At 72.8% G+C, this 23,971-nt stretch carries 21 protein-coding genes; 12 read left to right on the top strand and 9 right to left on the bottom strand.

The window, feature by feature from the left end:
* Positions 1–97: 97 nt before the first annotated feature.
* The gene (locus ACWER9_RS00575; RefSeq protein WP_452299759.1) at positions 98–1,306 is read left to right on the top strand and encodes a low temperature requirement protein A; all 1,209 of its coding nucleotides are present in this window, start codon (positions 98–100) and stop codon (positions 1,304–1,306) included.
* 26 nt (positions 1,307–1,332) lie between these two features.
* On the opposite strand, the gene ACWER9_RS00570 is transcribed toward ACWER9_RS00575, so the two are convergent.
* Positions 1,333–2,160, bottom strand: coding sequence for a hypothetical protein (locus tag ACWER9_RS00570; protein WP_452299758.1), 828 nt, complete (start codon positions 2,158–2,160; stop codon positions 1,333–1,335).
* A gap of 253 nt (positions 2,161–2,413) precedes the next feature.
* Here ACWER9_RS00570 and ACWER9_RS00565 point away from each other — a divergent pair, with 253 nt between their 5' ends.
* Both ACWER9_RS00565 and ACWER9_RS00560 read left to right on the top strand, forming a co-directional pair.
* Positions 2,414–2,620, top strand: a complete 207-nt coding sequence (locus ACWER9_RS00565) for a hypothetical protein (RefSeq protein ID WP_030327576.1) — start codon at positions 2,414–2,416, stop codon at positions 2,618–2,620.
* A gap of 204 nt (positions 2,621–2,824) precedes the next feature.
* Positions 2,825–3,784: a TIGR03557 family F420-dependent LLM class oxidoreductase gene (locus ACWER9_RS00560; protein WP_452299757.1), complete on the top strand. Its 960-nt coding sequence runs from the start codon at positions 2,825–2,827 to the stop codon at positions 3,782–3,784.
* Between the two features lie 99 nt (positions 3,785–3,883).
* Here ACWER9_RS00560 and ACWER9_RS00555 read toward each other — a convergent pair whose 3' ends face one another.
* The 5 genes from ACWER9_RS00555 to ACWER9_RS00535 form a co-directional block, all read right to left on the bottom strand.
* Positions 3,884–5,386 carry a hypothetical protein gene (locus ACWER9_RS00555; protein WP_452299756.1) on the bottom strand — a complete coding sequence of 501 codons (1,503 nt, stop codon included), beginning with the start codon at positions 5,384–5,386 and terminating at the stop codon, positions 3,884–3,886.
* 174 nt (positions 5,387–5,560) lie between these two features.
* Positions 5,561–7,657, bottom strand: a complete 2,097-nt coding sequence (locus ACWER9_RS00550) for an amino acid transporter (RefSeq protein WP_452299755.1) — start codon at positions 7,655–7,657, stop codon at positions 5,561–5,563.
* Positions 7,658–7,744: 87 nt separating this feature from the next.
* The gene (locus tag ACWER9_RS00545) at positions 7,745–8,146 is read right to left on the bottom strand and encodes a hypothetical protein (RefSeq protein ID WP_452299754.1); all 402 of its coding nucleotides are present in this window, start codon (positions 8,144–8,146) and stop codon (positions 7,745–7,747) included.
* Between the two features lie 376 nt (positions 8,147–8,522).
* Positions 8,523–9,293, bottom strand: a complete 771-nt coding sequence (locus tag ACWER9_RS00540; RefSeq protein ID WP_366606846.1) for a DUF5995 family protein — start codon at positions 9,291–9,293, stop codon at positions 8,523–8,525.
* 140 nt (positions 9,294–9,433) lie between these two features.
* Positions 9,434–12,331, bottom strand: coding sequence for a helix-turn-helix transcriptional regulator (locus ACWER9_RS00535; protein WP_452299753.1), 2,898 nt, complete (start codon positions 12,329–12,331; stop codon positions 9,434–9,436).
* A 193-nt stretch (positions 12,332–12,524) separates the two neighbouring features.
* Here ACWER9_RS00535 and ACWER9_RS00530 point away from each other — a divergent pair, with 193 nt between their 5' ends.
* Positions 12,525–14,669 (top strand): AAA family ATPase, encoded by a 2,145-nt coding sequence (locus tag ACWER9_RS00530; RefSeq protein WP_452299752.1) that lies wholly within the window; start codon positions 12,525–12,527, stop codon positions 14,667–14,669.
* An 85-nt stretch (positions 14,670–14,754) separates the two neighbouring features.
* Positions 14,755–14,883 (top strand): hypothetical protein, encoded by a 129-nt coding sequence (locus ACWER9_RS00525; RefSeq protein ID WP_452299751.1) that lies wholly within the window; start codon positions 14,755–14,757, stop codon positions 14,881–14,883.
* Between the two features lie 24 nt (positions 14,884–14,907).
* Here ACWER9_RS00525 and ACWER9_RS00520 read toward each other — a convergent pair whose 3' ends face one another.
* The 3 genes from ACWER9_RS00520 to ACWER9_RS00510 form a co-directional block, all read right to left on the bottom strand.
* Positions 14,908–15,474: a dienelactone hydrolase family protein gene (locus ACWER9_RS00520; protein WP_452299750.1), complete on the bottom strand. Its 567-nt coding sequence runs from the start codon at positions 15,472–15,474 to the stop codon at positions 14,908–14,910.
* A 95-nt stretch (positions 15,475–15,569) separates the two neighbouring features.
* Positions 15,570–16,877: a phenylacetate--CoA ligase PaaK gene (paaK, locus tag ACWER9_RS00515; RefSeq protein WP_452299749.1), complete on the bottom strand. Its 1,308-nt coding sequence runs from the start codon at positions 16,875–16,877 to the stop codon at positions 15,570–15,572.
* Between the two features lie 77 nt (positions 16,878–16,954).
* Positions 16,955–17,404, bottom strand: a complete 450-nt coding sequence (locus tag ACWER9_RS00510) for a MarR family winged helix-turn-helix transcriptional regulator (RefSeq protein WP_452299748.1) — start codon at positions 17,402–17,404, stop codon at positions 16,955–16,957.
* Between the two features lie 136 nt (positions 17,405–17,540).
* Here ACWER9_RS00510 and ACWER9_RS00505 point away from each other — a divergent pair, with 136 nt between their 5' ends.
* The 7 genes from ACWER9_RS00505 to ACWER9_RS00475 all read left to right on the top strand — a co-directional run bounded on the left by ACWER9_RS00505 (position 17,541) and on the right by ACWER9_RS00475 (position 23,969).
* The gene (locus ACWER9_RS00505; RefSeq protein ID WP_452299747.1) at positions 17,541–18,761 is read left to right on the top strand and encodes an MFS transporter; all 1,221 of its coding nucleotides are present in this window, start codon (positions 17,541–17,543) and stop codon (positions 18,759–18,761) included.
* 141 nt (positions 18,762–18,902) lie between these two features.
* Positions 18,903–19,661, top strand: a complete 759-nt coding sequence (locus ACWER9_RS00500) for a class I SAM-dependent methyltransferase (protein ID WP_452299746.1) — start codon at positions 18,903–18,905, stop codon at positions 19,659–19,661.
* 59 nt (positions 19,662–19,720) lie between these two features.
* Entirely contained in the window at positions 19,721–20,194 is a 474-nt protein-coding gene (locus ACWER9_RS00495; protein WP_452299745.1) for a fluoride efflux transporter FluC, read from the top strand.
* Complete coding sequence (gene crcB, locus ACWER9_RS00490) at positions 20,191–20,553, top strand: fluoride efflux transporter CrcB (protein ID WP_452299744.1); 363 nt, start codon at positions 20,191–20,193, stop codon at positions 20,551–20,553. The genes ACWER9_RS00495 and crcB overlap by 4 nt, the downstream gene beginning before the upstream one ends.
* Positions 20,554–20,614: 61 nt before the next feature.
* The gene (locus ACWER9_RS00485; protein ID WP_452299743.1) at positions 20,615–21,139 is read left to right on the top strand and encodes a PadR family transcriptional regulator; all 525 of its coding nucleotides are present in this window, start codon (positions 20,615–20,617) and stop codon (positions 21,137–21,139) included.
* On the top strand, positions 21,136–21,816 hold the full coding sequence (locus tag ACWER9_RS00480) for an ABC transporter ATP-binding protein (RefSeq protein WP_452299742.1): 681 nt from the start codon (positions 21,136–21,138) through the stop codon (positions 21,814–21,816). Before ACWER9_RS00485 ends, ACWER9_RS00480 begins: the two co-directional genes overlap by 4 nt.
* Entirely contained in the window at positions 21,813–23,969 is a 2,157-nt protein-coding gene (locus ACWER9_RS00475; RefSeq protein WP_452299741.1) for an FtsX-like permease family protein, read from the top strand. The genes ACWER9_RS00480 and ACWER9_RS00475 overlap by 4 nt, the downstream gene beginning before the upstream one ends.
* Positions 23,970–23,971: the final 2 nt, after the last annotated feature.

The following is a 23,971-nucleotide window of genomic DNA, read 5'->3' as shown; positions in this document are numbered from 1 at the left end:
GGGATGAAGACAGGGTCAAGCGGTCGACCGCTGGTTACCGTCCGTTCAGGTGGACCGGCCAGGTCCGTCGAGTCGAGCGGTTCCGCAGGAGTAACCCGTGCACCTCGCCGCGCCGGAGCCCGGATCGCCGCAGGCCAGCGGTCCGCCGGTACGCGACCCGGAGGGCCCGCGCCGGGTCACCCTCCTCGAACTCTTCTTCGACCTGGTGTACGTGGTCGCCCTGGCCCTCATCTCCCGAGGGCTTGTCGACCGGCTCGACTGGCACCGGGCCGCCGAGGCACTGATCATGCTGGCCGCCGTCTGGTGGACCTGGACGATCACCACGCTGGTCACCGACCTGTACAACCCGGAACGCACCGAGATCAAGCTGCTGATCAGCGCCGTGATGTTCGGCGCGCTGCTGATGACCACGGCCATCCCGGAGGCGTTCAACGACCGAGGGCTGGTCTTCGCCGGCACGTACGTCGCGATCCACCTGGGGCGTGGGCTGTTCCTGATGCCCGCGGTACGCCGCGAACCGCAGACCCAGCGTCGGGCCGCCCGCATCTTCCTCTGGTTCACGGTGTCGGCGGTCCCCTGGCTGATCGGGGCGTTCGTCAGCGGGGACGCCCGCATCCTCTGCTGGGCCGTCGCACTCGCCATCGACTACATCGGTTTCCGGCTCGCGTACCCGGTGCCGGGGCTCGGGGTCGTGCCGGAGAAACAACGCAACGTCACCGCGGAACACCTCTCCGAGCGCTACCAGCAGTTCTTCATCATCGCCCTCGGTGACGCCATCCTGACCATCGGCACCATGTTCAGCATGGAGCACAACGAGGCCGAGAACATCGGGGCGTTCACGGTGGCGTTCCTGACCACCCTGCTGCTCTGGCGGATCTACGTGCACAAGTCCGGCGAGCTGCTGCCGACCGCCATCAAGGCGGCCCAGTCACCGGGCACGTTCCTGTTCAGCGCGCCGTACACCCACCTGTTGATGATCGCCGGTGTGGTCACCACGGCATCCGGCTTCGACCTGGTGCTGCACGAACCGACCGGAGGTACGCCACCGTCGTGGCTGGCGGTGATCCTCGGCGGTCCGGCGCTCTTCCTGGCTGGCCGGGCCTCCTTCGAGTACGAGGTGTTCAGCCGGGTGTCGTGGTCCCGCCCCGGCGGGGTGCTGGCGCTCCTGACCATCGCCCCGGCCCTGCTGTACCTACCGCCGCTGTGCGCCTCCGTCGGCGGGCTGCTGGTGCTGGCCGGCGTGGCCTACGCGGACTTTCGGCGTAGCCACGGCAAGCCGCCGGAGACCCCGTCGCCGCCGCACTGAGCCCCGACAGCCGCGGGGTGAGCCGGTTACACCAGCGCCCCGGCGTACCCCCGCACCTGCAGGCGTTGCCGGGCGGTGCCCGCCAGACGCACCTGCAGGCCCAGCGGCGCGGCGGCCCGGCGGACGTCGTCCAGGTGCAGCGAGCCGTGCCGGTCCACGGTGAGCACCGGCGGTTCCTCGAGGTCACCCTCTGGCGCGTGGAACGACAGCAGGGTCACCGAGGTGGCGAGGTAGCCCGGGTACGCGGCCCGGGCCACCGCCTCGTCCCGGTGGACCAGCACCACCAGATCGTCGAGGTGGGCGAAGTCGGCGGCCAGGGCACCCGCCTTCCAGTGCGCCGGTTCCTCCGCCGCACCGGTGAGATGCCGGGACCGGTTCGCCGAGGTGATGTAGAGGTGGTCCGTCCCCGTCTCGGCGAGCGCCCGCTCGAAGAAGGCGTTGGACGGGCAGGTCAGACCCGGAGCGATCACCTGGGTGGTCCGCAACCCCTTGTCGACCTGGGTGAGGTGCTCGGGGAGCCGATCCGCCGCAGGCCCGCGGAAGCCGAACGGCCCGGCCCCGTAGAGGGCGTCCATCAGCGCCCGCACCCGACCGACGGGCAACCGCGGCGAGATCCGCGTCCAGTCGAACATCCCCGGGATCCGCCCGATCGCGGTGGTGATGCTGCCGACCTGGTGGGCCGGCCGCCCCTTGGCCAGGTTGACCCGGCGCACGACGGCCGCGTCGGGGCGCGTCACGATGACGTAGAAGTTGGCGAACGCCGCCGCGACGACCGCGCCGCCCGCCAGCGCGCGGGCCGCGACCGCGACGTCCTCGGGGCGGTCGATGTACAAGGGCGATGACGGGGCGTCCATGAGTCCTCCTCGACGGGGCCGTGAGGCAGTTCTACGTCCCCCGACCCGGATGACGGCGAGGTCGGTCGTCGATCCGATAGCCGACAGGTGCGACCCGGTGCGGGCGGCGGATGCCCGAGCGGTACGCAACGGCGGACCGGATCGGCCGGAAGGAGGATCCGGCAGGAGGTCGTAGCACGCAACCGTTAGCCGCGCGACCCGATTGGGTACAACGGCTGCACCTCAGATCCACCACATACCTCAGGAGGCAGCGATGCGCGGCACCTCGATTCTCGGAGTCATCGTCGTGATCTGGTTGGTGATCGGCGCGATCGCCGCCGGCCAGCGCGGTTACTACAGCGGCGACGACACCAACTGTGCCGAGGCCGGCACCATCCTGGTCACCATCGTGGCCGGGCCGCTGAACTACATCGGCGCCAACCCGAAGGTCGACTGCAAGCTGCCCGAGCCCTCCAAGTAGGACAGACGCCCGTCAGCCCGTGTCCCCCGGTCCGGGGGCACGGGCTGACGTGTTTCCGGAGCCCAGGGGCCCTGTCTCGGTGCCGCGGACGCGACACACCCCGTAGGGCATCCTAGGAGGCTGGTTTTCAGGGTCCAGCCACGTTTGCCCGGCTCCGCGCCGGGAACCGACGCCTGTCAGTGTGACGGACATCGGGGGTACGCCATGCAGATCGGCTACAAGCTGGCCTCGGAGGGGTACGGCCCGCAGGAGATCATCCGACAGGCCGTCCTGGCCGAGCGGGCCGGCTTCGACTTCGTCGAGATGAGCGACCACTTCCACCCCTGGCTGGACGCACAGGGGCACTCGTCCTTCACCTGGAGCGTGCTCGGCGCCATCGCGGCCCAGACGAGCACCCTGGGCCTGGCCACAGGTGTCACCTGCCCAACGGTCCGCTACCACCCGGCGATCATCGCGCAGGCCGCGGCGACCATGGCGCTGATCTCCGACGGCCGCTTCACCCTCGGGGTGGGCGCCGGTGAGCGGCTCAACGAGCACGTGGTCGGGCAGGGCTTCCCCAGCGTGCGGGGCCGACACGAGCGACTACGCGAGGCGCTTCAGATCATCCGGCTGCTCTGGCAGGGCGGCTACCAGTCGTACGAGGGTCGGCACCTGCAACTGGAGGACGCCCGGGTCTTCGACCTGCCGGACACCCTGCCGGTGATAGCGGTCGCGGCCAGCGGCGAGGCCTCGGCGCGGCTCGCCGCCGAGTTGGGTGACGGCCTGTTCGCCACCGAAGCGGACGCGTCGATCGTCGAGCACTACCGACGCGCACAGGGCTCGGGCCCGCGCTACGCCGAGGTGCCACTGGCCTGGGCCACCGACGAGCAGCAGGCGGTGCAGGCGGTCATGCAGACGAGCCGCTGGCTGGTCACCGGCTGGAAGGTGATGAGCGAACTGCCGAACCCGGTCAACTTCGACGCGGCAAGCGCGCACGTCGAGGAGAAGCACATCCGGCAACTCTTCGCCGTCGGCCCCGACCCGGAACCGCACGTCGCCAAGGTCCGGTCGTACGTCGAGGCCGGCTTCGACCACATCGTCCTGCAGAACGCCGGCCCCGACCCGGACGGCTTCCTCGACTTCTTCGCCGGCGACCTCTCCGCTCGCCTGCGGGCGGTGGGTTGACGCCGGCCCGTCGACCAGGAGGTCGACGGCGCACCGCCCGCCTGGACGATCGTCGAGGCGGGCGGTGCGCTCAGGATGGTGCGGTGTCCGGGTCGATACTCAGCGGAAGCAGTGCGCGACCGGCACCTGGCTACCCTCGCAGTTGGTCGGCTCGTTCTCGACCACCACGCTCTCGTCGTCGATCTTGATCTGGGCGTGGGAGGCGAAGATGCCGCCGGGCTTCAGCGTCGACGCGTTGTGGGTGACCTTGCTGGTGTAGATCGCCACCGAGCCCGCGGTGGCGTAGATGCCGCCACCCTGGGACGCGGCCCCGACCGCCTCGTTACCTGTCACGTCACTGCCGCGGACCAGCAGGTTGGCCTTCTCGGCGTAGATGCCGGCCCCGAGGCCGTGGGTGGTGTTCCCCTCGACCACGCTGTCGTCGAGCGGCGTCAGACCCTTCACCGTCGAGATGCCGCCGCCGTTGAGTGTGGACGTGTTGCCGCGGATGGTCATCGTGCGCATCACCAGCACCGCGTCGGAGTTGGCGGCGCCACCGCCGACCTGGGCGGTGTTGTTCAGCAGCTCGGTGTCGGAGACCTTCGTCCGGGCCGAGAAGCTGGCCAGCCCGCCACCCTGGGTGGCGCTGTTGTGGGTGAAGGAGACGCTCTCCACGTCGGCCGCACCACGGTAGTTGCCGAGTCCACCGCCGTACGCGTTGGCGCTGTTGCGGTGGAACTCGGAGCGCTTCAGCGTCAGTACGCCACCGTTGAGCAGGCCCCCGCCCTTGCCCGCGGCGCCGGAGGCGCTGTTGCCGACGAACGTGGAGTCGGTGACCACCATGTTGCCGTCGTTGAAGATGCCGCCACCGCCGCCCTCGGGCGACAGCGACGTGCTCTGCGAGACGGTGACCCGTTCCACCACGGCGGTGGCGCCGTGCACCACGTGCACGCTGCCGCCCTCGATGGCTGAGCGGCCGTTGTGCAGCTCCACGTCCCGCAGGGTCAGCTCGCCGCCGTCGCGCACCGTGAAGAAGCGGAAGGCCGCGGCCTGGGCGTCCCGAGCGATGGTGGCGCCCGCACCGTCGATCGTGATGGGCTGGTAGATCACCGGCAGTCCAGCGGTGTCGTCGGCCGGGTTGTGCGGCGGCGCCTCGGCGTCCCCGGGGGTCTCCGCCGCGTCGGCGGCCTCCCGGGCGTCACGGATGCCGCCGTCGTACTGGTCGGTCTCGTGGAACGCCTCGGTGAGGGTGTAGCGGCACCTGGGCGCGAGGCGGAGTTCCGCGCCGCCCTCGGCGTTGGCCGTGACCAGCGCCGCCACCAGCTTCGCGGCGTCGCACGGCACCGACACCACGCCCCGCTTGCCGGTGCCCGGTGTGGTCGGGCGGGCCCGCTCGGCGCCGTTCTGGCCCTGCTGCGGCGGCCGCAGGTCGCCGTCGCGGCGGTCGTCGTCGGCCGCCGGGGTCAGCCGGCCCAGACCGGGGAGGGTGAGAGCGCGGTCGGCGGCCGCGGCCGCTCCCGCCGCTCCCACGACCAGGCTTCCCGCCAGCAGACCGCTGGCTAAGAACCATCGAGACCGCCGTCTGGGTCGGTTGGCGCGGTCTCCCTCTCGGTACGTGGACATCAACGGTGCCTACCTTCCTGCCTGCGTGACGTGACCGCGCGCCGATCCGGGCGCGGGGGGCCCGACGTGCTCGTCGGCCACAAACGTCACCATAGGTCCGCAATACGGACAAGAAGGTGTGAACGTGAAAGAGTGCCCCTATTCATCTTTATGAGTCGTAGAACGGGACGAGCGTCACCCGCCGACGTGGATGCCGGGCCGACGCAGCGGATCCCGCTCGGTCCGGCGGATGATCTCCCGCACCACCGGTGGGGTGTCCCCCCGCCCCAGGATGAGATAGCGCGCCAGGTGCGCGATCGGGCTCCCCTCCGACCACTCGAAGTGGGCGTGTGGCCGTACCCCGGTCGCGTCCCGCAGGGCCAGCAGGATCGCGGCGATCGCGTTCGGCGCGGCCGGGCTGTTGGCCCGCAGCACCCGGAAGCCGCCCACCTCGATCCCGTGCACGCGCAGCACCTGACTGAACTCCGACGGATCGACCACGTCGATCTCCAGGAACAGCACGTCCGCGGCCCCGGGCACCGGGTTCATCCCGCGCTGCGCCCGCTCCTTGACCGTGTACTCCTTCACCGACCCCTTCTGCCGCTTGTTCGCGATCAGGTGCAGTTGCCCGTCGTGCGCCAGCGACTCGGTGATGTACCGACGGGCCGCCTCGTCGAACTCGATCCGCTCGGCGCGCAGCTCGGTGGTCCGGGTGACCCGGGAGACCAGCGAGACCGCGATGATGCCGAGGATGAACAGGGCGGAGATGGTGATCCCGTCCGGCTGTTCGATGACGTTCTCCAGGAGCGCGTACAGCAGCACCAGGGTCAGCACGGTGAAGCCGATCGCCGAGTTACGCCGGTGGTGCCGGGCCGCGGAGATCGTCACCGCCACCGCGCCGGAGACCATCATCGCCAGGATCCCGGTGGCGTACGCACCGGCCTGGGCGTTGACGTCGGCGCGGAAGGCGATGGTGATGGCGACGCTGACGACGGTGTAGACGATCACCACGGGGCGCACCGCCCGCGCCCACTCCGGCGCCATGCCGTACGACGGCAGGTAGCGCGGCACGATGTTGATCAGCCCGGCCATCGCCGAGGCACCGGCGAACCAGAGGATGAGCACACTGCTCACGTCGTAGACGGTGCCGAACACCTCACCCAGGTGGGTGTGTGCCAGGAACGCCAGCGCCCGCCCGTTCGCGGCGCCGCCGGGCCGGAACTCCTCCTTCGGGATGAGCACCGAGGTCACGAAGGTCGTCGAGATCAGGTAGACGGACATGATCAGCGCGGCGGTGGTGAGCAGCCGCCGCGTGTTGCGGATCCGGGCGGCGAGCCGGGCCTGCTTGTCCGGACCGTCGGCCGCGATCAGGGGCATCATGCTGACCCCGGTCTCGAAGCCGGACAGCCCCAGCACCAGCAGCGGAAACGCCAACACGGCGGTGAGCAGCACGTGGCCCGGCCCGCCGCCGGTCGTGCTCAGCGCGGCCGTCCAGTCCGACACGATGCCCGGATCCTCGGCGATCCGGGTCACCGCGACCACGACGATCACCGCGTTGAGCACCAGGAAGACCGCGACCAGCGGGATGGCCACCACCACCGCCTCACGGAAACCGAGCAGGAACACCCCACCGAGGATGAGCAGCAGCACCACCGTCACCACGACCGGCACCAGGGGCCCGTGCAGGGTGTCCGGCAGGTACGGGTTCTCCAACAGGTGCACGGTGGCGTCGGCCGAGGACAGGGTGATCGTGATGATCCAGGAGGTGGCCACGAAGCCGAGCAGCACGAGGACGAAGATCTTCCCCCGCCAGAACGGCAACAACCGCTCCAGCATCGCCACCGAGCCCTGACCGTGCGGGCTCTCGTGGGCCACCCGCCGGTACATCGGCAGCATGCCGAACAGGGTGAGCACGACGATCAGGAGGGTCGCCAGCGGAGAGAGCGCACCGGCCGCCACCGCCGCGATGCCCGGCAGGTACGACAGCGTGGAGAAGTAGTCCACGCCGGTCAGGCACATCACCTGCCACCAGGCGTGCCGACGGTTCTGCCCCTCGCCCGCCTCGGGGCCCGGCGGCTGCACCTGGTGCTGGAAGAGCCACCGGCGCAGCGGACTTGTCGGCGGCGCCGACTGGGCGGGGGTGGGCACGCGTTCGGGCACCACGACCCCCTGCCGGCCGCCCGGATGTGGGCGGGCCGGATCACGGGCCGCCCGCAGCGCCGGGTCCGGCCCGGTCGGCGCGTGGCGGCGGCCGCTCCAGCGTCGTGCCTTCGCCCGGTGCTCGTCACCCATCGGCAGTCCCACCCTCACAGGTCCTGATCCGACGGTAGGCGGTGCCGCAGGCCCCGGTCGGCGGAACCGGGCAGCTGTTCGGCCTGCTCAGGACAGGTCCGGGACGGCGAGCAGCTGGGCCAGCGCGGGCGGGTCGGCGACGGTCACCGTCGCCGCCGGGTGCCGGGGCCGCCCTCCGGGCACCAGCGCCGGCACCGGTACGCCGAAGCGCAGGCAGATCCCGCCGGCCGCGCTGCTGCCGAAGGTCGCACCACCGTCGGCCAACGACAGGTGCGGGCCGATCGCCCGCCACCAGCGGTACGGCCCGCTCAGCTCGACGGCGGTGACGTTGTCCCGGGCGGTCCGCAGCCGCCACGGTCCGTACCGGATCATCAGGTCCCGCTCGGTGACGGCGACCCAGGTCGTCGCCGGCCGGACCCCCAGCAGCGCCAGCACCGGACGGAACACCGGATCGAAGCGGAACGGAAAGCGGGCCACGACGCCGGTCATCGGGCGCCGGGCCGAGCGGTGGGTCGCGACACCGGGCCACCCGGCCGCAGAGGGCCGGGCCGCGCGGGCCGGGGGCGGGCGGCGGGCCGGCGCCGGGCCAGGACGGTCATGGCGCGGGCGTACCCGATCCGAGCCCGCCGACACCCCCGAATCCGCCCGCGGTCGACGTGACCCCGCCCGGCGCTCCCCCACCGCCGGCCGACACCCCCCGGGCCGGCCGACGGTGGCAGACGGTCGACACCCCCCGGAGCCGACCGGCTGTCCCCCCGCGCGGCCGGCCCGACCTCGGGCAGCCCCGCAGGGGTGGAACGTGTGGAACGCGCCCCCGCGCTCCGCCGCCCCCCACGGGGCGGAGCGCGGGGACCCCCCGTCCCGGCTACTGCAGGAACGCCCCGAGGGGCGAGAGCAGCAGCCGGCCAAGCGCCGCGGCGTTGTCGTCCAACCGTGTGCGCTCACACTCGCGGGCGTCCGGATCGTGCCGGCACCGCCAGATCTTCTGCGCGTTACGCCAGGCGACATCGCGCGTGTACTCGACCAGTTCCCCCTGGTACCAGTCGTCGATGTCGCCGTTGAGCATGTCGATGAGCAGCTGCCACCGCTCCAGGTAGCCCCGGCGCAGCCCGGGGATCTTGTCGGCGAAGATGTTGTTGATCTCGAGGTAGTCGTGGTGCTGGTCGCTGCCGTCGACCGGCTCCGACTCCAGGTGGTCGAACGTGGTCACCAGGGCGAACGGCAGGTCGAAGTTGATGTGCGCGTTCACCCCGGCCGCGGCCGAGGGCAGCGGGCGGGCATCCGGCCCCCGCATCCGCTCGAAGAGGCAGGACCACGCCCTCGGGGTGCCGGGGCTCGAGTCGGTCCACAGGCGCATCGCGTCGAAGTACCGGGCGGCGAACTCGACGTCGAGCCGGGAGAGGAAGACCGGGTCGACGAAGCGGTCGTCGTACAGCCCGTCCAGCACACTGCTGGTGATGGTCAGGTAGAGCTTGTTGAAGTCGGCGAGGGGGCAGCTGGCCTCCAGCGGCGGCAGCCGGACCAGCATGTCCTGCAACTTGGTCAGGTGATCGACCACGGCCGGCACGTCCGCGGGGTGATCGGCGAGCAGGTCGACGATGTCCCGGTGCACGGGCCCCCAGACCGGTTCGATCATTTCTCCTCCATCGTGGTCGGCGGCCTCCCCCGTGCCGTCGTCGACGCGGCCCAGCCTCTCAGCCGACACCGGCCCGGGGGATCAGTAGAACGACGTATCCCGGCGCGCACACGCGCGCCGGGATACGTCGGAGTGGTGAGTCAGCCCCGTTGGTTGCGCAACTGGATCGCGCTGGCCTGCACGCGGGTACGGACCTGCAGCTTGTCGAAGATGTGCGACACGTGCACACCGATGGTCCGCTCGCTGATGAACAGCCGCTGCCCGATCTCCTTGTTGGTCAACCCCTCGGCGACCAGGGCGAGCACTTCCCGCTCACGTGCGGTGAGCGCCGCCAGCTCGTCGTCGGACGCCTCGGCCGGCGCGCTGCGCTGACCGGCGGGGCTGTCGCGCTCGTCAAGCGACACCCGGGCCCGCCCGGCCAGCTCGCGGATCTCCGAGGTCAACGGCACCGCGCCCAACCCCTGCGCGACCCGGTACGCCTCCCGCAGCAGCTTGCCGGCGGTGGCCACCCGGATACGGCGAGCCAGCAGCGCCTCGGCCTGCCGCAGCCGCGAGTAGGCCGCCGGGTAGGGGTGGTTGCGGCGGTCCCACTCGGCGGCCGACGCCGCCCACAACTCCGGGTCGCTGCCGTCGAGGCGGCTCACCTCTGCCGCGCACAGCGCCAGGAAGCCCTCCACCACCGAACGCACCGGCCGGGCGGCCCCGGCGCTCTTGCGGGCCACCCGATCGGCCACGTCGCGCAGCCGGCGCACCGCTGTCGGGTCCACCTCGACGTCGCGGCTGGAGTGGGCCTCCGCCTCGGCGCGCAGGCCGTGCCAGACCAACGCGGAGAGGATCATCACGTCGTCGGAGCGACTCTCGGTGAGGCCCCGCTGCACCGCCTGCCGCGCCACGTCGTGCCGGCCCTCCCACATGGCCAACCCGGAGCGCAGGGTGAGCAGCGGAATCACGTGTCGCGCCCCGCCGCCGGCGAGCAGGGTCGCCACCGCGTCGAGGTCCCGACCGGCGGCCTCGATGTCGCCGTAGCCCACCGAGAGCCGACACCGGGCCAGCAGCAACTCCACGGCGTCCGCACCGGACGGTCGGTGCCGCAGGGCCACGGCCACCACCTTCTCCGCCTCGGCCCACTGACCCACCCGGAACAGCCCGTTGATGGCGATGGCCAGCAGCCGGGTGCCCCAGGTGCGGCCCAGGCCCAGCTCGGCCACCCGTTCGGCACCCCGCCGGGCCACCACCACGCCCTCCTCGAGGACGTTCAGCGGCCCGGTCAGCAGCTCCGCCAGGTGCAGGTACGCGCACGCCACGTCCTCGGGCTGGCCGGCCCGCTCGGCGGTGTCGAGGGCGTCGCGCATGACCGCGAGACCGGCGTCCGGGTCTTCCAGGCAGGCGTCGCTGAAGCCCAGCGCGGCACTGGCCAGGACGACCTCGGTGGCCGAGCCCTCCACGTTCTCGGCCAGGGCCAGCGCCTCGCGGGCCCGCTCGCCGGCGTCGGCGTACCGACCCAGGTGCAGCAGCAGCTCGGCCAGCCGGGCGGCGGCGCTCGCCCGGTCCCGAGGGGAGCAGTCCCCCGCCTTCAACGCCCGTTGGTACTCCTCCTCGGCCAGTGCGGAGCGACCGGCGGCGGCCAGGTAGCGGGCGCGGCGGATGCGCAGCGCACAGCTCGGCTCCCCGCCGCGCAGCGCGGCCAACTCCTCCAGCAGGGCTAACGCGCGCGCGTGCTCCCCGCAGTGGTGGGCCGCCTCGGCGGCGTTCTCGAGCAACTCCATCCGGTCCACCGTCAGCGGACCCGGCTCGGCGGCCAACTGCAACGCCGCCGACCAGTGCCGGTGCGCCTCGGCGTAACCGTGCAGCCGCTCGGCCTCCTGAGCGGCGGCCACCGCCGCCGGCAGGGCGCGCGCCGGCTCGCCGGCCAGCCGCCAGTGGTGCGCCAGCCGGGCCTGGTGCAGCTCACCCGGGACCGTGGTCAGCGCCTCGGCGTAGCGGCGGTGCAGCCCGGAGCGCTCGGCCGGCAGCAGCTCGTGCGCCAGCACCTCGGCGACGAGGCGGTGTCGCAACCGGTAGCCCTCGTCGGCGCCGACCAGCAGCCGGTGCGCCACCGCGGCCCGGGCAGCGGCGATCAGCTCGTCCTCCGGCATCCGCAGCACCTCGGCCAGCAGCCAGTGCTGCACCGGCTCGACACCGGCGGCCACCGCGTGCACCACGGCGTGCGCGTGCTGGGGCAGCGCGTCGACCCGTTCGAGGAAGATCTCCCGCAGCGTCTCGGACAGACCGTCGCGGCCGTCGCGCAGATCCCGGGCCAGCTCCTCGATGACGAACGGGTTGCCGCCGCTGCGCTGCCACACCTGCTCGGCCGCGTCCGCGCTGAGCGGTCGGCCGGCCACCGCGGAGGCGAGCATCTCGGTGTGGGTGCGGCCCAGCGGGGCCAGGTCGAGCACCCGCACGGTGCGCAGCCGACGCAGCTCGGTGAGCACCCGGCGCAGCGGGTGCGCGCCCTGCAACGACTCGGCCCGCACCGCGGCCAACACCGACAGCTGAAGGTCGCCCAGGCCGGCGAGTAGGTAGAGCAGGAGCTGCCGGGTGCTGCGGTCGACCCACTGCAGGTCGTCCAGGATCAGCACCAACGGGCGGCCCTCGGCGATCAGGTGCAGGCCGCGAGAAACCCGCTCCAGCAGCGCGCCCGCGCCGTCCGGACCGGCGGTCTCGTCGGCGACCATCTGCAGCAGCCCGCGCACCGCCGAGGAGGTGCGAGCGTGCGAGGTGGACACCTCGGTGTCGAACCTGCGCAGCGCCTGCAGCAGCGGGTGCAGCGGGGAGGCGTCGCCGATGTCCAGACAGCTGCCGGTGAGCACCACGGCGCCCTGCTCCCGGAGGCGGTCGCCGATCTCGCCCAACAGCCGGGTCTTACCCACACCGCTCTCGCCGGTCAGGAAGACCGCTGCGGTCTGCCCGTGCGCGGCGTCACCGAGCAACGCGGACCGAACCGTCTGCACCAGCTCGGCCCGGCCCACGAGCGGTGCGGTGTCCACATCGCTGGCCATGCCCCGCAGCCTAATCACAGCCCCCCACACCGTTCTACGGCCGTCTGCCGCTTGTGGTACTCCTCGCGTCGACTTTGCGACTAAAGGTTGCAGGTGGCCGACATACGTCGTTCTGCAGATCCCCCGTCGGCTCAGGAGTGCCAATCTCCGGGGTGATCAGGCAACAGCGGGGAGAAAGGCCGGTGCGATACCCATGACCACCAGCATCATCGCCGACGCGCAACGGACCGTCACCCCGCTCTGGCCGGTGCCCCAGGAGAGGCGCGTCGTCACCGTTCTCTTCGCCGACATCGTCGGCTCCACGGCCCTGGTGAACCGCCTCGACCCGGAGGATGTCCGTGCGGTGCAGCGGGCCTACTTCGACACCGTCGCCGGTGTGCTGCACCGCTGGCAGGGGGTGGTGGAGAAGTACATCGGCGACGCCGTGATGGCGCTCTTCGGCGCTCGGCGCTCCGACGGCTTCGACGCGTACCGCGCGGTGCGGGCCGGGCTCGAGATCCAGGCCGCGCTGGACCGGCGGCCCATGGTCGGCGACATCCGGCTGCGCGTGCGGGTCGGGGTCGCCACCGGCGAGGTCGTGGTCGACCTGGGCGACGCCGTCACCGGCGGGCACGGCGCGGCCAGCGGCGCGGTGATCACCACGGCGGCCCGCCTGCAGGAGTACGCCGCACCCGGCGCGGTGGCGCTCTGCGCGGCGACCGCCCGCGCCACCGCCGGTCTGATCGCCAAGCGTGAGCTGGCGCCGGTGACCGGTCAGGTGCCGCCGGCGCCGCTCTGGCACGCCGTCGGTCCGGTACGCCCCGGTGTCGACCGCCACGACGGCCCGTTGGTCGGTCGACGCCGCGAGCTGGCCACCGTCCGCGACCAGCTGGGTCCAGCCATCCGCGACCGGACACCACGCTGGGTCTCCCTGGTCGGCCCCACCGGCAGTGGCCGCAGCCGGCTGCTGCACGAGCTGACCCGCAGCCTGACCACGGTGGACGGATCGCCGGTCCGCTGGTGCGTGGCACCCTGTCAGCCGTACCCCGACCAGGCGTTGGCGCCGGTCGCGTACCTGCTCCGCGACGTCGCCGGGATCCGGCACAGCGACGGCCCGGCGGCGCTCCACGACCGGCTCGTCGCGGCTCTGACGCCGCTGTTCCCACCGACCGGAGTGGCCACCGCGGTCCCGGCGCTGCACCGGATGCTCACCAGCCCGGACAGCTCGGCCGCCGCCCTCGCCGGCGCAGCGGTCTGCCGGGAGGTCCTGCTGAGCCTGGCAGCCCACCGGCCGCTGGTCGTGGCCGTCGACGACCTGGACCGGGCCGCGCCGGCGGTACGCCGGTTCCTGCACGCGCTGTTCAGCGCGGCGACCGAGCGTGGCCTGCCGCTGGCCCTGCTCACCGTGCACCAGCCGCAGTGGGCCGACTCCCGGCCCGATCCGGCCCGCCCGGTGACGATCGGACCGCTGGCCACGGTGCAGTCCGGGCGGCTGCTGCGCCACCTGCTGGCCAGGGCCGGGCAGCCGGTGGCGCTTGTCGACCGGCTGCTGCCGCTGGTGGGAGGTCGCCCCGGGCACGCGGCCGCGTACGTCACGTCGGTCGTGGACGGTGCCGACCCGACGGCGCTCCCCCTGCCCGAGGTGGTCCGCCGGGCCGTCGGGCCGGAGCTGGACCACCTCGACGGTGAGCGGCGGGCGGTGCTGATGGCCGCCGGCACCCTCGGTGACCCGATCTCCGGCGAGGCCGTGGACCGGGCACTCGGCTGGACACCCGGCCGGGCCGCACCCGTCCTCCGCGGGCTGGTCGCCGCCGGGCTGTTGCTCCCGCACCGCGTGGACGGGTACGCCTTCGCCGCGCCCGCGCTGCGCCAGGTCGCCGCCGAGCGGTTGCCCCGCGCCCTGCGGGCCGTCTTCAAGCGCCGGGCCGCAGGCCTCCCGCAGCTCGACACCGCGGACCGGCTCGACCATGCCGCCGGTGTGGTCAACGACTCGACGGCGAACGCCGAGATCGTGCGCCTCGACACCGTCGGCGCTCGCTCCGGTCACCTCGACGCCGTCTTCGCGGCGCTGACCCCGGCGGGGCCGGACGGTGCCGCCGACCCGCACCCGCCGAGGCGGGGCAACACCACCCCGACGATGGCCGCCCGCCCCGCCGTGTCGAGCCCCGGCACCGACCGTACGTCGGGCGGCAGCTCGCTCCAGGACACCGGTCGGCTCGCAGCAGCGGCGCGCGCCACGCCCTCGAGTTCAGCGGGGAACTGGAGACTCGCCGACGTCGACGATCCGCCCGGCACGCTGCGGCCGACGCCCCGCCCGCCGTTGATACGCCGACCCGACGGCCTGCCCGCCTCTGCCTGACCGCCCGTCGGCGACGTCCTTCCGCACCCTCGCGCCGGGTCGGGCACCGTCGCGTACCGGTCCAGGTAGGACCGGTACTCGTGTCGTGCTGGCGCACGCCCCGCTGCCGGCGCGGCTCCTCATGCCGATCGTCGCGCCCCGGCTCTTCGCCCGTCACGCCGGGCGGGTGCACGGCACCGCCACGCCCCCACGCATCGGCGTCAGCGCCCGCTGAGCACGGTCGCGGGCGGCCGGGCTCTCAGCGGGCGGCCAGGAAGGCCAGCACGCGCGGCCAGGCCGCCGCGCTGGCGTCCGGGGAGTACTCGTCGACGTCCGGGTCGGTGAACAGGTGGCCCACGCCCGGATAGCGGAAGACCTCCAGGTCCGCGCCCGCGTCGGTGATGGCCCGCTGCCACTCGTCGACCTCGTCCGGCGCGTCGTACGGGTCGGGGTCGGCGAGGTGCAGCTGCACCGGCAGGCCGGGTCGGACCGCGTCCGGCGCGCCACCGGTGCCGTGCAGCAGGAGCAGGCCGGCGGCGGCAGGGCGTTCGGCAAGCAGCGCCCCGGCCACACCGGCACCCATCGAGAAGCCGGCGAGCACCGTCTCCGGGGGCAGGTCACGCAGCGCCGACCGGGCCCGGTCCAGCACCACCTCGTGGCCGACCTTGTCGAGCAGCGCGAAACCCTCCTCGACGGTGTCGGTGGCCGTGACGCCGTACAGGTCGGGGGTGCTGACCTCGTGCCCGGCGGAGCGCAACCGGTCGGCGGCGGCGCGGACGGCGGGCCGCAGCCCGTACACGGAGTGGAAGAGCACGACGTGTGGCATCCGGCCATCCTGCCGCAGTCGACCGGCCGTCCGGGGTGGCCACGCGGGGTGGGTGTCGGACCAGTACGGGACGTGGTCGGGTTGCCGGCCCGAGGTCAGGCGGCCGGCCGCTTGTCGACGATGCGGCGCATCTTGCCCATCGACCGTTCCACCGTGTCGGGGGCGAGGACGTCGACCGCGACGCTCACGCCGATGGTGTTCTTCACCAGCTGGACAAGCGTGTCGCCGGCGCGCTCGGCGGCGGCCGTCTCGACACCGGCTCGCCGTTCCACCCGCACCGTGAGGGTGTCCAGCCGGCCGCGCCGGTCGAGGACGCACTGGAAGTGTGGCGACAACTGCGGGGTGCGCAGGATCAGCTCCTCGATCTGGGTGGGGAAGATGTTGACCCCCCGCAGGATCATCATGTCGTCGGTCCGGCCGGTGATCTTCTCGATCCGGCGCATCGGCCGGGCGGTGCCGGGCAACAGCCGGGTCAGGTCGCGGGTGCGGTAGCGCACGACCGGCATCGCCTCCTTGCTCAGGGAGGTCAACACCAGCTCACCCCGCTCACCGTCGGGCAGCACGGCCCCGGTGACCGGGTCGATGATCTCCGGGTAGAAGTGGTCCTCCCAGAGGTGCAGGCCGTCCTTGGTCTCGACGCACTCGGTCGCCACGCCGGGCCCCATCACCTCGGAGAGGCCGTAGATGTCGACGGCGTGGATGTCGAGCTGCTGCTCGATCTCCCGGCGCATGTCCTCGGTCCACGGCTCGGCGCCGAAGATGCCCACCCGCAGTGAGGTGGCGCGCGGATCGATGCCCTGGCGGCGCATCTCGTCGACGATGGCCAGCAGGTAACTGGGCGTCACCATGATGACCTCGGGTTCGAAGTCGCGGATCAGCATGACCTGACGCTCGGTCATACCGCCGGAGACCGGGATGACGGTGCAGCCCAGCTCCTCGGCGCCGTAGTGCGCGCCCAGGCCGCCGGTGAAGAGCCCGTAGCCGTACGCGACGTGCACCCGGTCGCCGGGGCGGCCGCCGGAGGCGCGGATCGACCGGGCCATCAGGCGGGCCCACGTGTGCAGGTCGTCGCGGGTGTAGCCGACCACCGTCGGCCGGCCGGTGGTGCCGGAGGAGGCGTGCAGGCGGGCGACCCGCTCCCGGGGCACGGCGAACATGCCGAACGGGTAGTTGTCCCGCAGCTCCGCCTTGCCGGTGAACGGGAAGCGCGGCAGGTCGTCGAGGTCCCGGCAGTCGTCGGGGTGCACCCCGGCCGCGTCGAACGCCCGGCGGTAGTGCGGCACGTTGTCGTACGCGTGCCGCACCGACCAGCGCAGTCGGTCGCGTTGCAGGGCGCGCAGCTCGTCGATGCCGGCGCGCTCGATCGGCTCCAGCTCCTCGGGACGAGGGGTGCGGTCCTGCATCGGCTGCCTCCTTGGCGCGGCGGTCCCGGTGGGGCTGCGGGTACCGTACGCCCGCGTTCGTCCGGGCCGACGGGCGGTCAGCGGGTGGCCGGCAGCCGGTGCAGGGCGTCCACGAGCGGTGCCAGCTCGGGGGTGGCCTCCGCCTGGGCGAGGGCGTCGGTGAGCACCCGGTCGTGGGTGGGCCGGGCCTGGGCGAGCAGCTCCGACCCGGCCGGGGTCAGCTCGGTGTAGATGCCACGCCGGTCGTCGGCGCAGAGGATCCGGGTGAGCAGCCCTCGCTGCTCCAAACGGGTGACCAGGCGGGTGGTGGCGCTGCCGGAGAGCGCGGCGGCGCGGGCGAGTTGGCTCATCCGCATGTGCCAGCCGTCCTGCCGGGAGAGCGCGTCGAGCACCGTGTACTCGACGACTGACAACTCGTGGCACCCCTGCAGGGCGCGCTCCAGGGAGGTCTCGATCAGGCCGTGCAGCGCGGCGAGGGTGCGCCAGCCCTGCGCGCGGATCTCGACCGCGTCGTCGGCGATGCCCATGCCGGCCCCCTCGGTGTGATCTGAACGAACCCCAGGCTATCACGCTTGCGCGGGTATAAAGCGCGTGCAAGTATTTTGTTGCTGGCGCGTGTAGTTGCACGCGCTTTATATCTGTCCCCTCCCCGATGGGAAGACCATGTCGGTACGCCACACGTCCCTGCCACCCGGCCTGATCGCGCTGGCCATCGGTGCCTTCGGCATCGGGCTCACCGAGTTCGTGATCATGGGTCTGCTGCCCGAGGTGGCCGCCGACTTCGCGGTCACCGAGCCGGTGGCCGGCTGGCTGATCTCCGGTTATGCGCTCAGCGTGGCCGTCGGCGGGGTGCTCCTCACCGCTGCGGTCACCCGGCTACCGCGCAAGCCGGTGCTGCTCGGCCTCATGGTGCTCTTCATCATCGGCAACCTGCTCTCCGCCGTCGCCGGTGACTACGCCGTGATGATGGCCGGCCGGATCGTCGCCGCGCTCTGCCACGGCGCGTTCTTCGGCATCGGCGCCGTGGTGGCCGCCGGCCTGGTCGCACCGGCCCGCCGGGCGGGCGCCATCGCCATGATGTTCGCCGGCCTGACCATCGCGAACGTGCTCGGCGTGCCCTTCGGCACCTTCCTCGGACAGCACTTCGGCTGGCGGTCGACGTTCTGGGCGATCACCGCCATCGGGGTGGTGGCCCTCGTCGGGCTGGCCCTGCTCATTCCGGCCGGGGACACCGCCGACGCCGACCGCCCGGCCGGCGGGCTGCGCGGCGAGTTGCGGGCCTTCACCCACGCGCAGGTCTGGCTCTCCCTGGTGATCACCGTTCTGGGCTTCGGCGGGATGTTCGGCGCGTTCACCTACATCGCCTACACCCTCACCGAGGTCAGCGGCTTCGCCACCAGCACCGTGCCGTGGCTGCTCGTCCTCTTCGGGGTGGGGCTCTTCGCGGGCAACCTGCTCGGCGGCCGGGCAGCAGACCGATCACTGTCGCGCACCCTGGTCACCGTCCTGGCGGTGCTCACCGTGGTGCTCGTCGGGTTCGCGCTGACCGCCACGAACCCGGTGCTGACAATCGTCGCGCTGGTCCTGATGGGCGGCTTCGGGTTCGCCACCGTGCCGCCGCTGCAGATGCGGATCATGCGGTACGCCCACCAGGCGCCGACCCTGGCGTCCGGGGCGAACATCGCCGCGTTCAACCTCGGCAACGCGCTGGGGGCCTGGATCGGCGGGGTGACCATCGCCGCCGGGCTCGGCTACACCTCGCCGATCTGGGCCGGCGCCGCGCTCACCCTCGCCGGCCTCGGCGTGCTCCTCGGGGCGCTGCGGCTGGCCCGTCGCGACCAGCCGGCGCGGGCCGACGCGGAGTTGGCGGAGACCACGGCCTGACCGGCCCGATGACGGCGCCGGGCCGGGCGGAGGGCCCGGCCCGGCGCCGCTTCGATCATCGCCCTGCCATCCTCCCGCAATTGCAAAAGATGTGCAACAAGGTCTGGACAACGCGCGCGTGCCGTAACTAGCCTCCATGCCATGAGTCCTTACATCGCGGATCCCTGGGCCTGGCAGGAGAGCTGGGACCGCCAGCAGGAAGCGTTCATGCCGGACCGGGAACACCGGTTCACCGCCATGCTCGACACCGTCGACGCGGTCCTCGACGGTCAGCCACCGCGCGTGCTCGACCTGGCTGGCGGCACCGGCACCATCTCGCTGCGGACCCTCGCCCGCTTCCCCGCCGCCGAGATGACAGTTGTCGACCTCGACCCGGCACTGCTCGCCATCGCCGACGCCTCGCTGGACGACCGGGCCACCATCGTCACCGCCGACCTCGGCGCCCCCGAGTGGCGCGCCACGCTCCCCCACCAGGAGTACGACGCCGTGCTCACGGCCACCGCCCTGCACTGGCTGCCGGCCGACCGGCTCGGGCAGCTCTACGCCGAACTGCGCGAAGTGCTGCGACCCGGCGGCGTCTTCGTCAACGCCGACCGCATGCCCGACGACGCCGTGCCGGAGCTGACCAAGCGGCTGGCGGACCGGGCCCGGAACCGGCGCAACGCCAGGTACGCCGCCGGCTCGGTGCTGTCCTGGTCGGACTGGTGGCAGCGGGCCGCCACCGACCCGGCGCTCGCCCCACTCGTCGCGGAGCGACAGGCGATCTACCCGACCGGGCACAGCCCCGAGTGGAACCCGCCGGTCTCCTGGCACCTGGCCGCCCTCACCGCGGCCGGCTTCAGCGAGGTCGGCACGGTCTGGCGGGGCGGCCCCGACGCCGCCGTCGCGGCAGTCCGCTGACGCCGCCGAGGCCGAACACTGCGGCAGCGCCGCCGACGCCGGCACTACGCTGAGGAGCCGTGCCAGAGCCGTTCGAGCCGCGTACCGACCCCGACGTCGACCTGGGTGTCCCCGCCGACCGCCGCGAGCTGACGACTCGCCCCATGACGACCCTCGCGACGATCGCGACCGGCGGGGTGCTCGGCGCGCTGGCCCGAGCCGGCCTGCAACACGCCGTTCCGCACCCACCGACCGGCTTTCCGTGGGCCACGTTCACCATCAACACGTTCGGGTGTCTGCTGATCGGCGTGCTGATGGCGGTGCTCGGGCACCTCGACGGCGGGCACCCGCTAACTCGCCCGTTCCTCGGGGTCGGTGTGCTCGGCGGGTTCACCACCTTCTCCACCTACGCGGTCGACATCCACCAGGCGCTCGTCGCGGGCGCACCAGGCACCGCGGTGGCGTACCTCGCCGCGACGGTGCTCGGGGCGCTCGTCGCGGTCGGGGTGGGCGACGCCGCCACCGCCGGGCTGCTGCGCCGGGTGACCCGATGACCGCCCTGCTCATCGCCCTGGGCGCGGCCGTCGGCGCACCGCTGCGCTACCTCACCGACCGGGCCGTGCAGTCCCGGCACGGCTCGGTCTTCCCCTGGGGCACGCTGCTCGTCAACGTGGCCGGGTCGCTGCTGCTCGGCGCCCTGGTCGGCTGGCCGGCCGGCCCGACGGTCAGCGCGTTGCTCGGCACCGGGTTCTGCGGCGCGTTGACCACCTACTCCACCTTCAGCTACGAGACGTTGCGGCTGACCAAGGGTGGTCACCGGCTGCTCGCGCTGGCAAACGTGCTCGGCAGCGTGGCCGCCGGGCTCACCGCGGCCACCGCCGGTTATGCCCTGGCCCGGGCCCTGGCCGGCTGACCGCCCCGTCAACACACCGAGGGTATATACGCGAGGTATACCCTCGGTGTAGCCTGCTGGCATGAGCGTGCCACTGACCCTTCTCGGCCTCCTCGAACGGGAGCCTAGCCACGGTTACGACCTGAAGCGCGACTACGACGCCTTCTTCGGCCGCGGCAAGCCGCTGCCGTTCGGTCAGGTCTACTCCACCCTCAGCCGACTGGCCCGCGACGGCAAGGTGGTGATCAGCGACGTCGCCCCCGGCTCCGGCCCGGACCGCAAGCGCTACGTCATCACCGACGTCGGCGCGACCGAGGTCGAACAGTGGCTGACCCAGCCGGTCGACCCGGAGCCGCACCTGCAGACGGTGCTCTTCGCCAAGGTCGTGCTCGCCCTGATGCTGGACCGGCCGGCCGCCGAATACCTGGACACCCAGCGCACCGCCCACCTGCAGCGGATGCGGGAGCTGACCGAGATCAAGCGCGCCGGCAGCCTGGTCGACGCGCTCCTCGCCGACCACGGCCTCTACCACCTGGAGGCGGACCTCCGGTGGATCGAGATGACCGGCGCCCGACTGGACGCCCTGCGGAAAGAGGTACGACCGTGAGTGTGGTGATCGAAGCGCGCGACGTCGAGTTCTCCTTCGGCCAGACCCCCGCCCTGCGCGGTGCCAGCGTCGCCGTGGAGGCGGGCGAGGTCCTCGCCGTGATGGGCCCCAGCGGCTCGGGCAAGTCCACCCTGTTGCACTGCCTGGCCGGCATCCTGGTGCCCGACTCCGGCGAGATCCTCTTCGACGGGGCCCGGGTGCACGCCATGGCCGAGACCGAGCGCAGCAGCCTGCGCCGGGACCGGTTCGGTTTCGTGTTCCAGTTCGGTCAACTCGTCCCCGAACTGACCGCGGTGGAGAACGTCGCGCTGCCGCTGCTGCTCAGCGGCGTCCCCCGCAGGCAGGCGCTGTCCAGGGCGTACGACTGGTTCGCGCGCCTCGGCCTGGACGGCCTGCAGCAGCGGCGCTCGGGTGAGCTCTCCGGCGGGCAGGCGCAACGCGTCGCCCTGGCCCGGGGCCTGGTCGCCGAGCCGCAGGTGCTCTTCGCCGACGAGCCGACCGGCGCGCTCGACTCGCTCACCGGCGAGCAGGTGATGGACCTGCTCGTCGGCGCCGCCCGAGAGCAGGGCACGACCGTCATCCTGGTCACCCACGAGCCGAGGATCGCCGCGTACGCCGACCGCGAGGTCATGGTCCGCGACGGGCGGGTCAACGCGCCGGACCGGGTCGCCTCATGATCCGCTTCGGGCTCCGTCTCGCCGTGGCCGGGGGCCGTGAGGCGCTCACCCGCCTGCTCGTCATCGCCGCCGCCGTCGCGGTCGGCAGCGGGCTGCTGCTGACCACCCTCGCCGGGGTCAACGCCGTCGACGCCCAGCTCACCCGGTACGCGTCGATCTATCCCAGCGCCTCGACCGGCGGCGACGCCGACCCGCTGTGGTGGTCGACCCGGGACGACTACTTCCACGGCAAGCAGATCATCAGGATCGACGTCGCGGCCACCGGGCCGAACGCGCCCACTCCGGCCGGCATCCCGGCCACTCCGGGTCCCGGTGAGTTCTACGCCTCGCCGGCGCTGCGGGACCTGTTCGCCGCGCACCCGGCCGACCAGTTGGGCGACCGGTACCCGGAGCGTGACCTCGGCATCGTCGGTGACGCCGGGCTGACCTCACCGGACACCCTGCTCGCCATCGTGGGCGGCACGCCGGAGGGCGTCGGCAAGCTGCCCAACGCCCGGCAGGTCGGCGACCTCGGTGACAAGCCCACGCTTCCCGAGGCCACCGTGAACCTCATCCTGGGCGTGGTCGCCGGCGGGCTGCTCTTTCCGGTGCTGATCTTCATCGGCACCGCCACCCGGCTCAGCGCCGCCCGCCGGGAGCAGCGTTTCGCCGCGATGCGCCTGGTCGGCGCGACGACTCGGCAGATCTCGACGGTCGCCGCGGTGGAGGCGGCCGCCGCCGCCGTCGCCGGCACCGCCGTCGGCTTCGGCCTGTTCTACGCCTTCCGCGACCCGCTCGCGGGCATCCCGTTCACCGGCATGCCGTTCTTCCCCAGCGACATGTCCCTGGGCCTGCTGGACGCCCTGCTGGTGGCGCTCGGCGTCCCCGCCGGCGCGGCGCTGGCGGCCCAGGTCTCCCTGCGCCGGGTACGGATCTCGCCGCTCGGCGTCACCCGGCGGGTCACCCCCCGGGCACCGCGCGCCTACCGGCTGATCCCGATGCTGCTCGGCGTCGCCGTGCTGTTCCTCGCCATCGGTTACCGACCTCCGACGTCCGACGGCCAGGCAGCGGTGTTCCTGCCCGGGCTGCTGCTCATCATGGTCGGCCTGATCGTCGCCGGCCCCTGGTTGACGATGGTCGGCGCCCGGGTGATGGCCCGCTACGCCAACCGCCCGGCCGGGCTCATCGCCGCGCGACGCCTCGCCGACAACCCGAAGGCCGGCTTCCGGGCGATCAGCGGCATCATGCTCGCGCTCTTCGTGACGAGCGTGGCGGTCGGCGTGATCACCACGATCGTCGCCAACCGCGGCCCGGCGCCCACCGGTTCGACCGACGCGGGCACGGTGACCACCGTCTTCGACGAGAAGGTGTCGACGGTGCCCGACACGCTCGTCGCCGACCTGAACGCGATTCCCGGCGTGCGGTCCGCGACCGCCATCCGCGAGAACCCGACGATGATGGACGGCGGCGAGGTCGGGGTGATCGCGTGCACCGACCTACCCAGCACGTACGGCCGGTGCGCCGACGGCGCGAGCGTCATCGAGGTGCCGTTGGGCCTCAGCCGCTGGCGGGAGTCGGCGTCGTCCGCGACGGTCTGGCCCGCCGCGTCGCTCACCATCGACGACCTCCAGCGGCTCCCGGTGGTGTCGATGGTCGTCGGCACCGATGGCTCCGCCGCCGCCATCGAGCGCACCCGCACCCTGCTGGAGATCGCCTTCCCGACCTTCTGGGTGGGCCCGAACGTGCCCGGCGACTTCGAGTCGGACTTCGCCGACACGCTGCGCGGCTGGGAACAACTGGCGAACGTCATCATCGTGGCCAGCCTGGCGCTCGGCGGGTGCAGCCTCGCGGTCAGCGTGATCGGCGGTCTCACCGAACGCCGCCGCCCGTTCAGCCTGCTGCGCCTCAGCGGCGCGCCGGTGCGGGTCCTGCGCCGGGTGGTGGCGTTGGAGAGCGCCGTGCCGATGCTCGCCGTCGCCGCCGTCGCCATCGGCATGGGCCTGCTCGCCGCCCACCTGTTCCTACGGGCGCAGATGGACTACACCCTCGTCGCGCCGCAGCCGGGCTTCTACGTGATCGTCGTCGTCGGGTTGGCAGCCTGCCTCGGCGTCATCGCCTCCACCCTGCCGCTACTGGAGCGCATCACCGGGCCGGAGACCGCCCGCAGCGAGTAGTC

The organism is Micromonospora sp. NPDC003944 (genome assembly GCF_053605225.1).
This window is presented reverse-complemented; position numbering and strand designations above follow the sequence as displayed.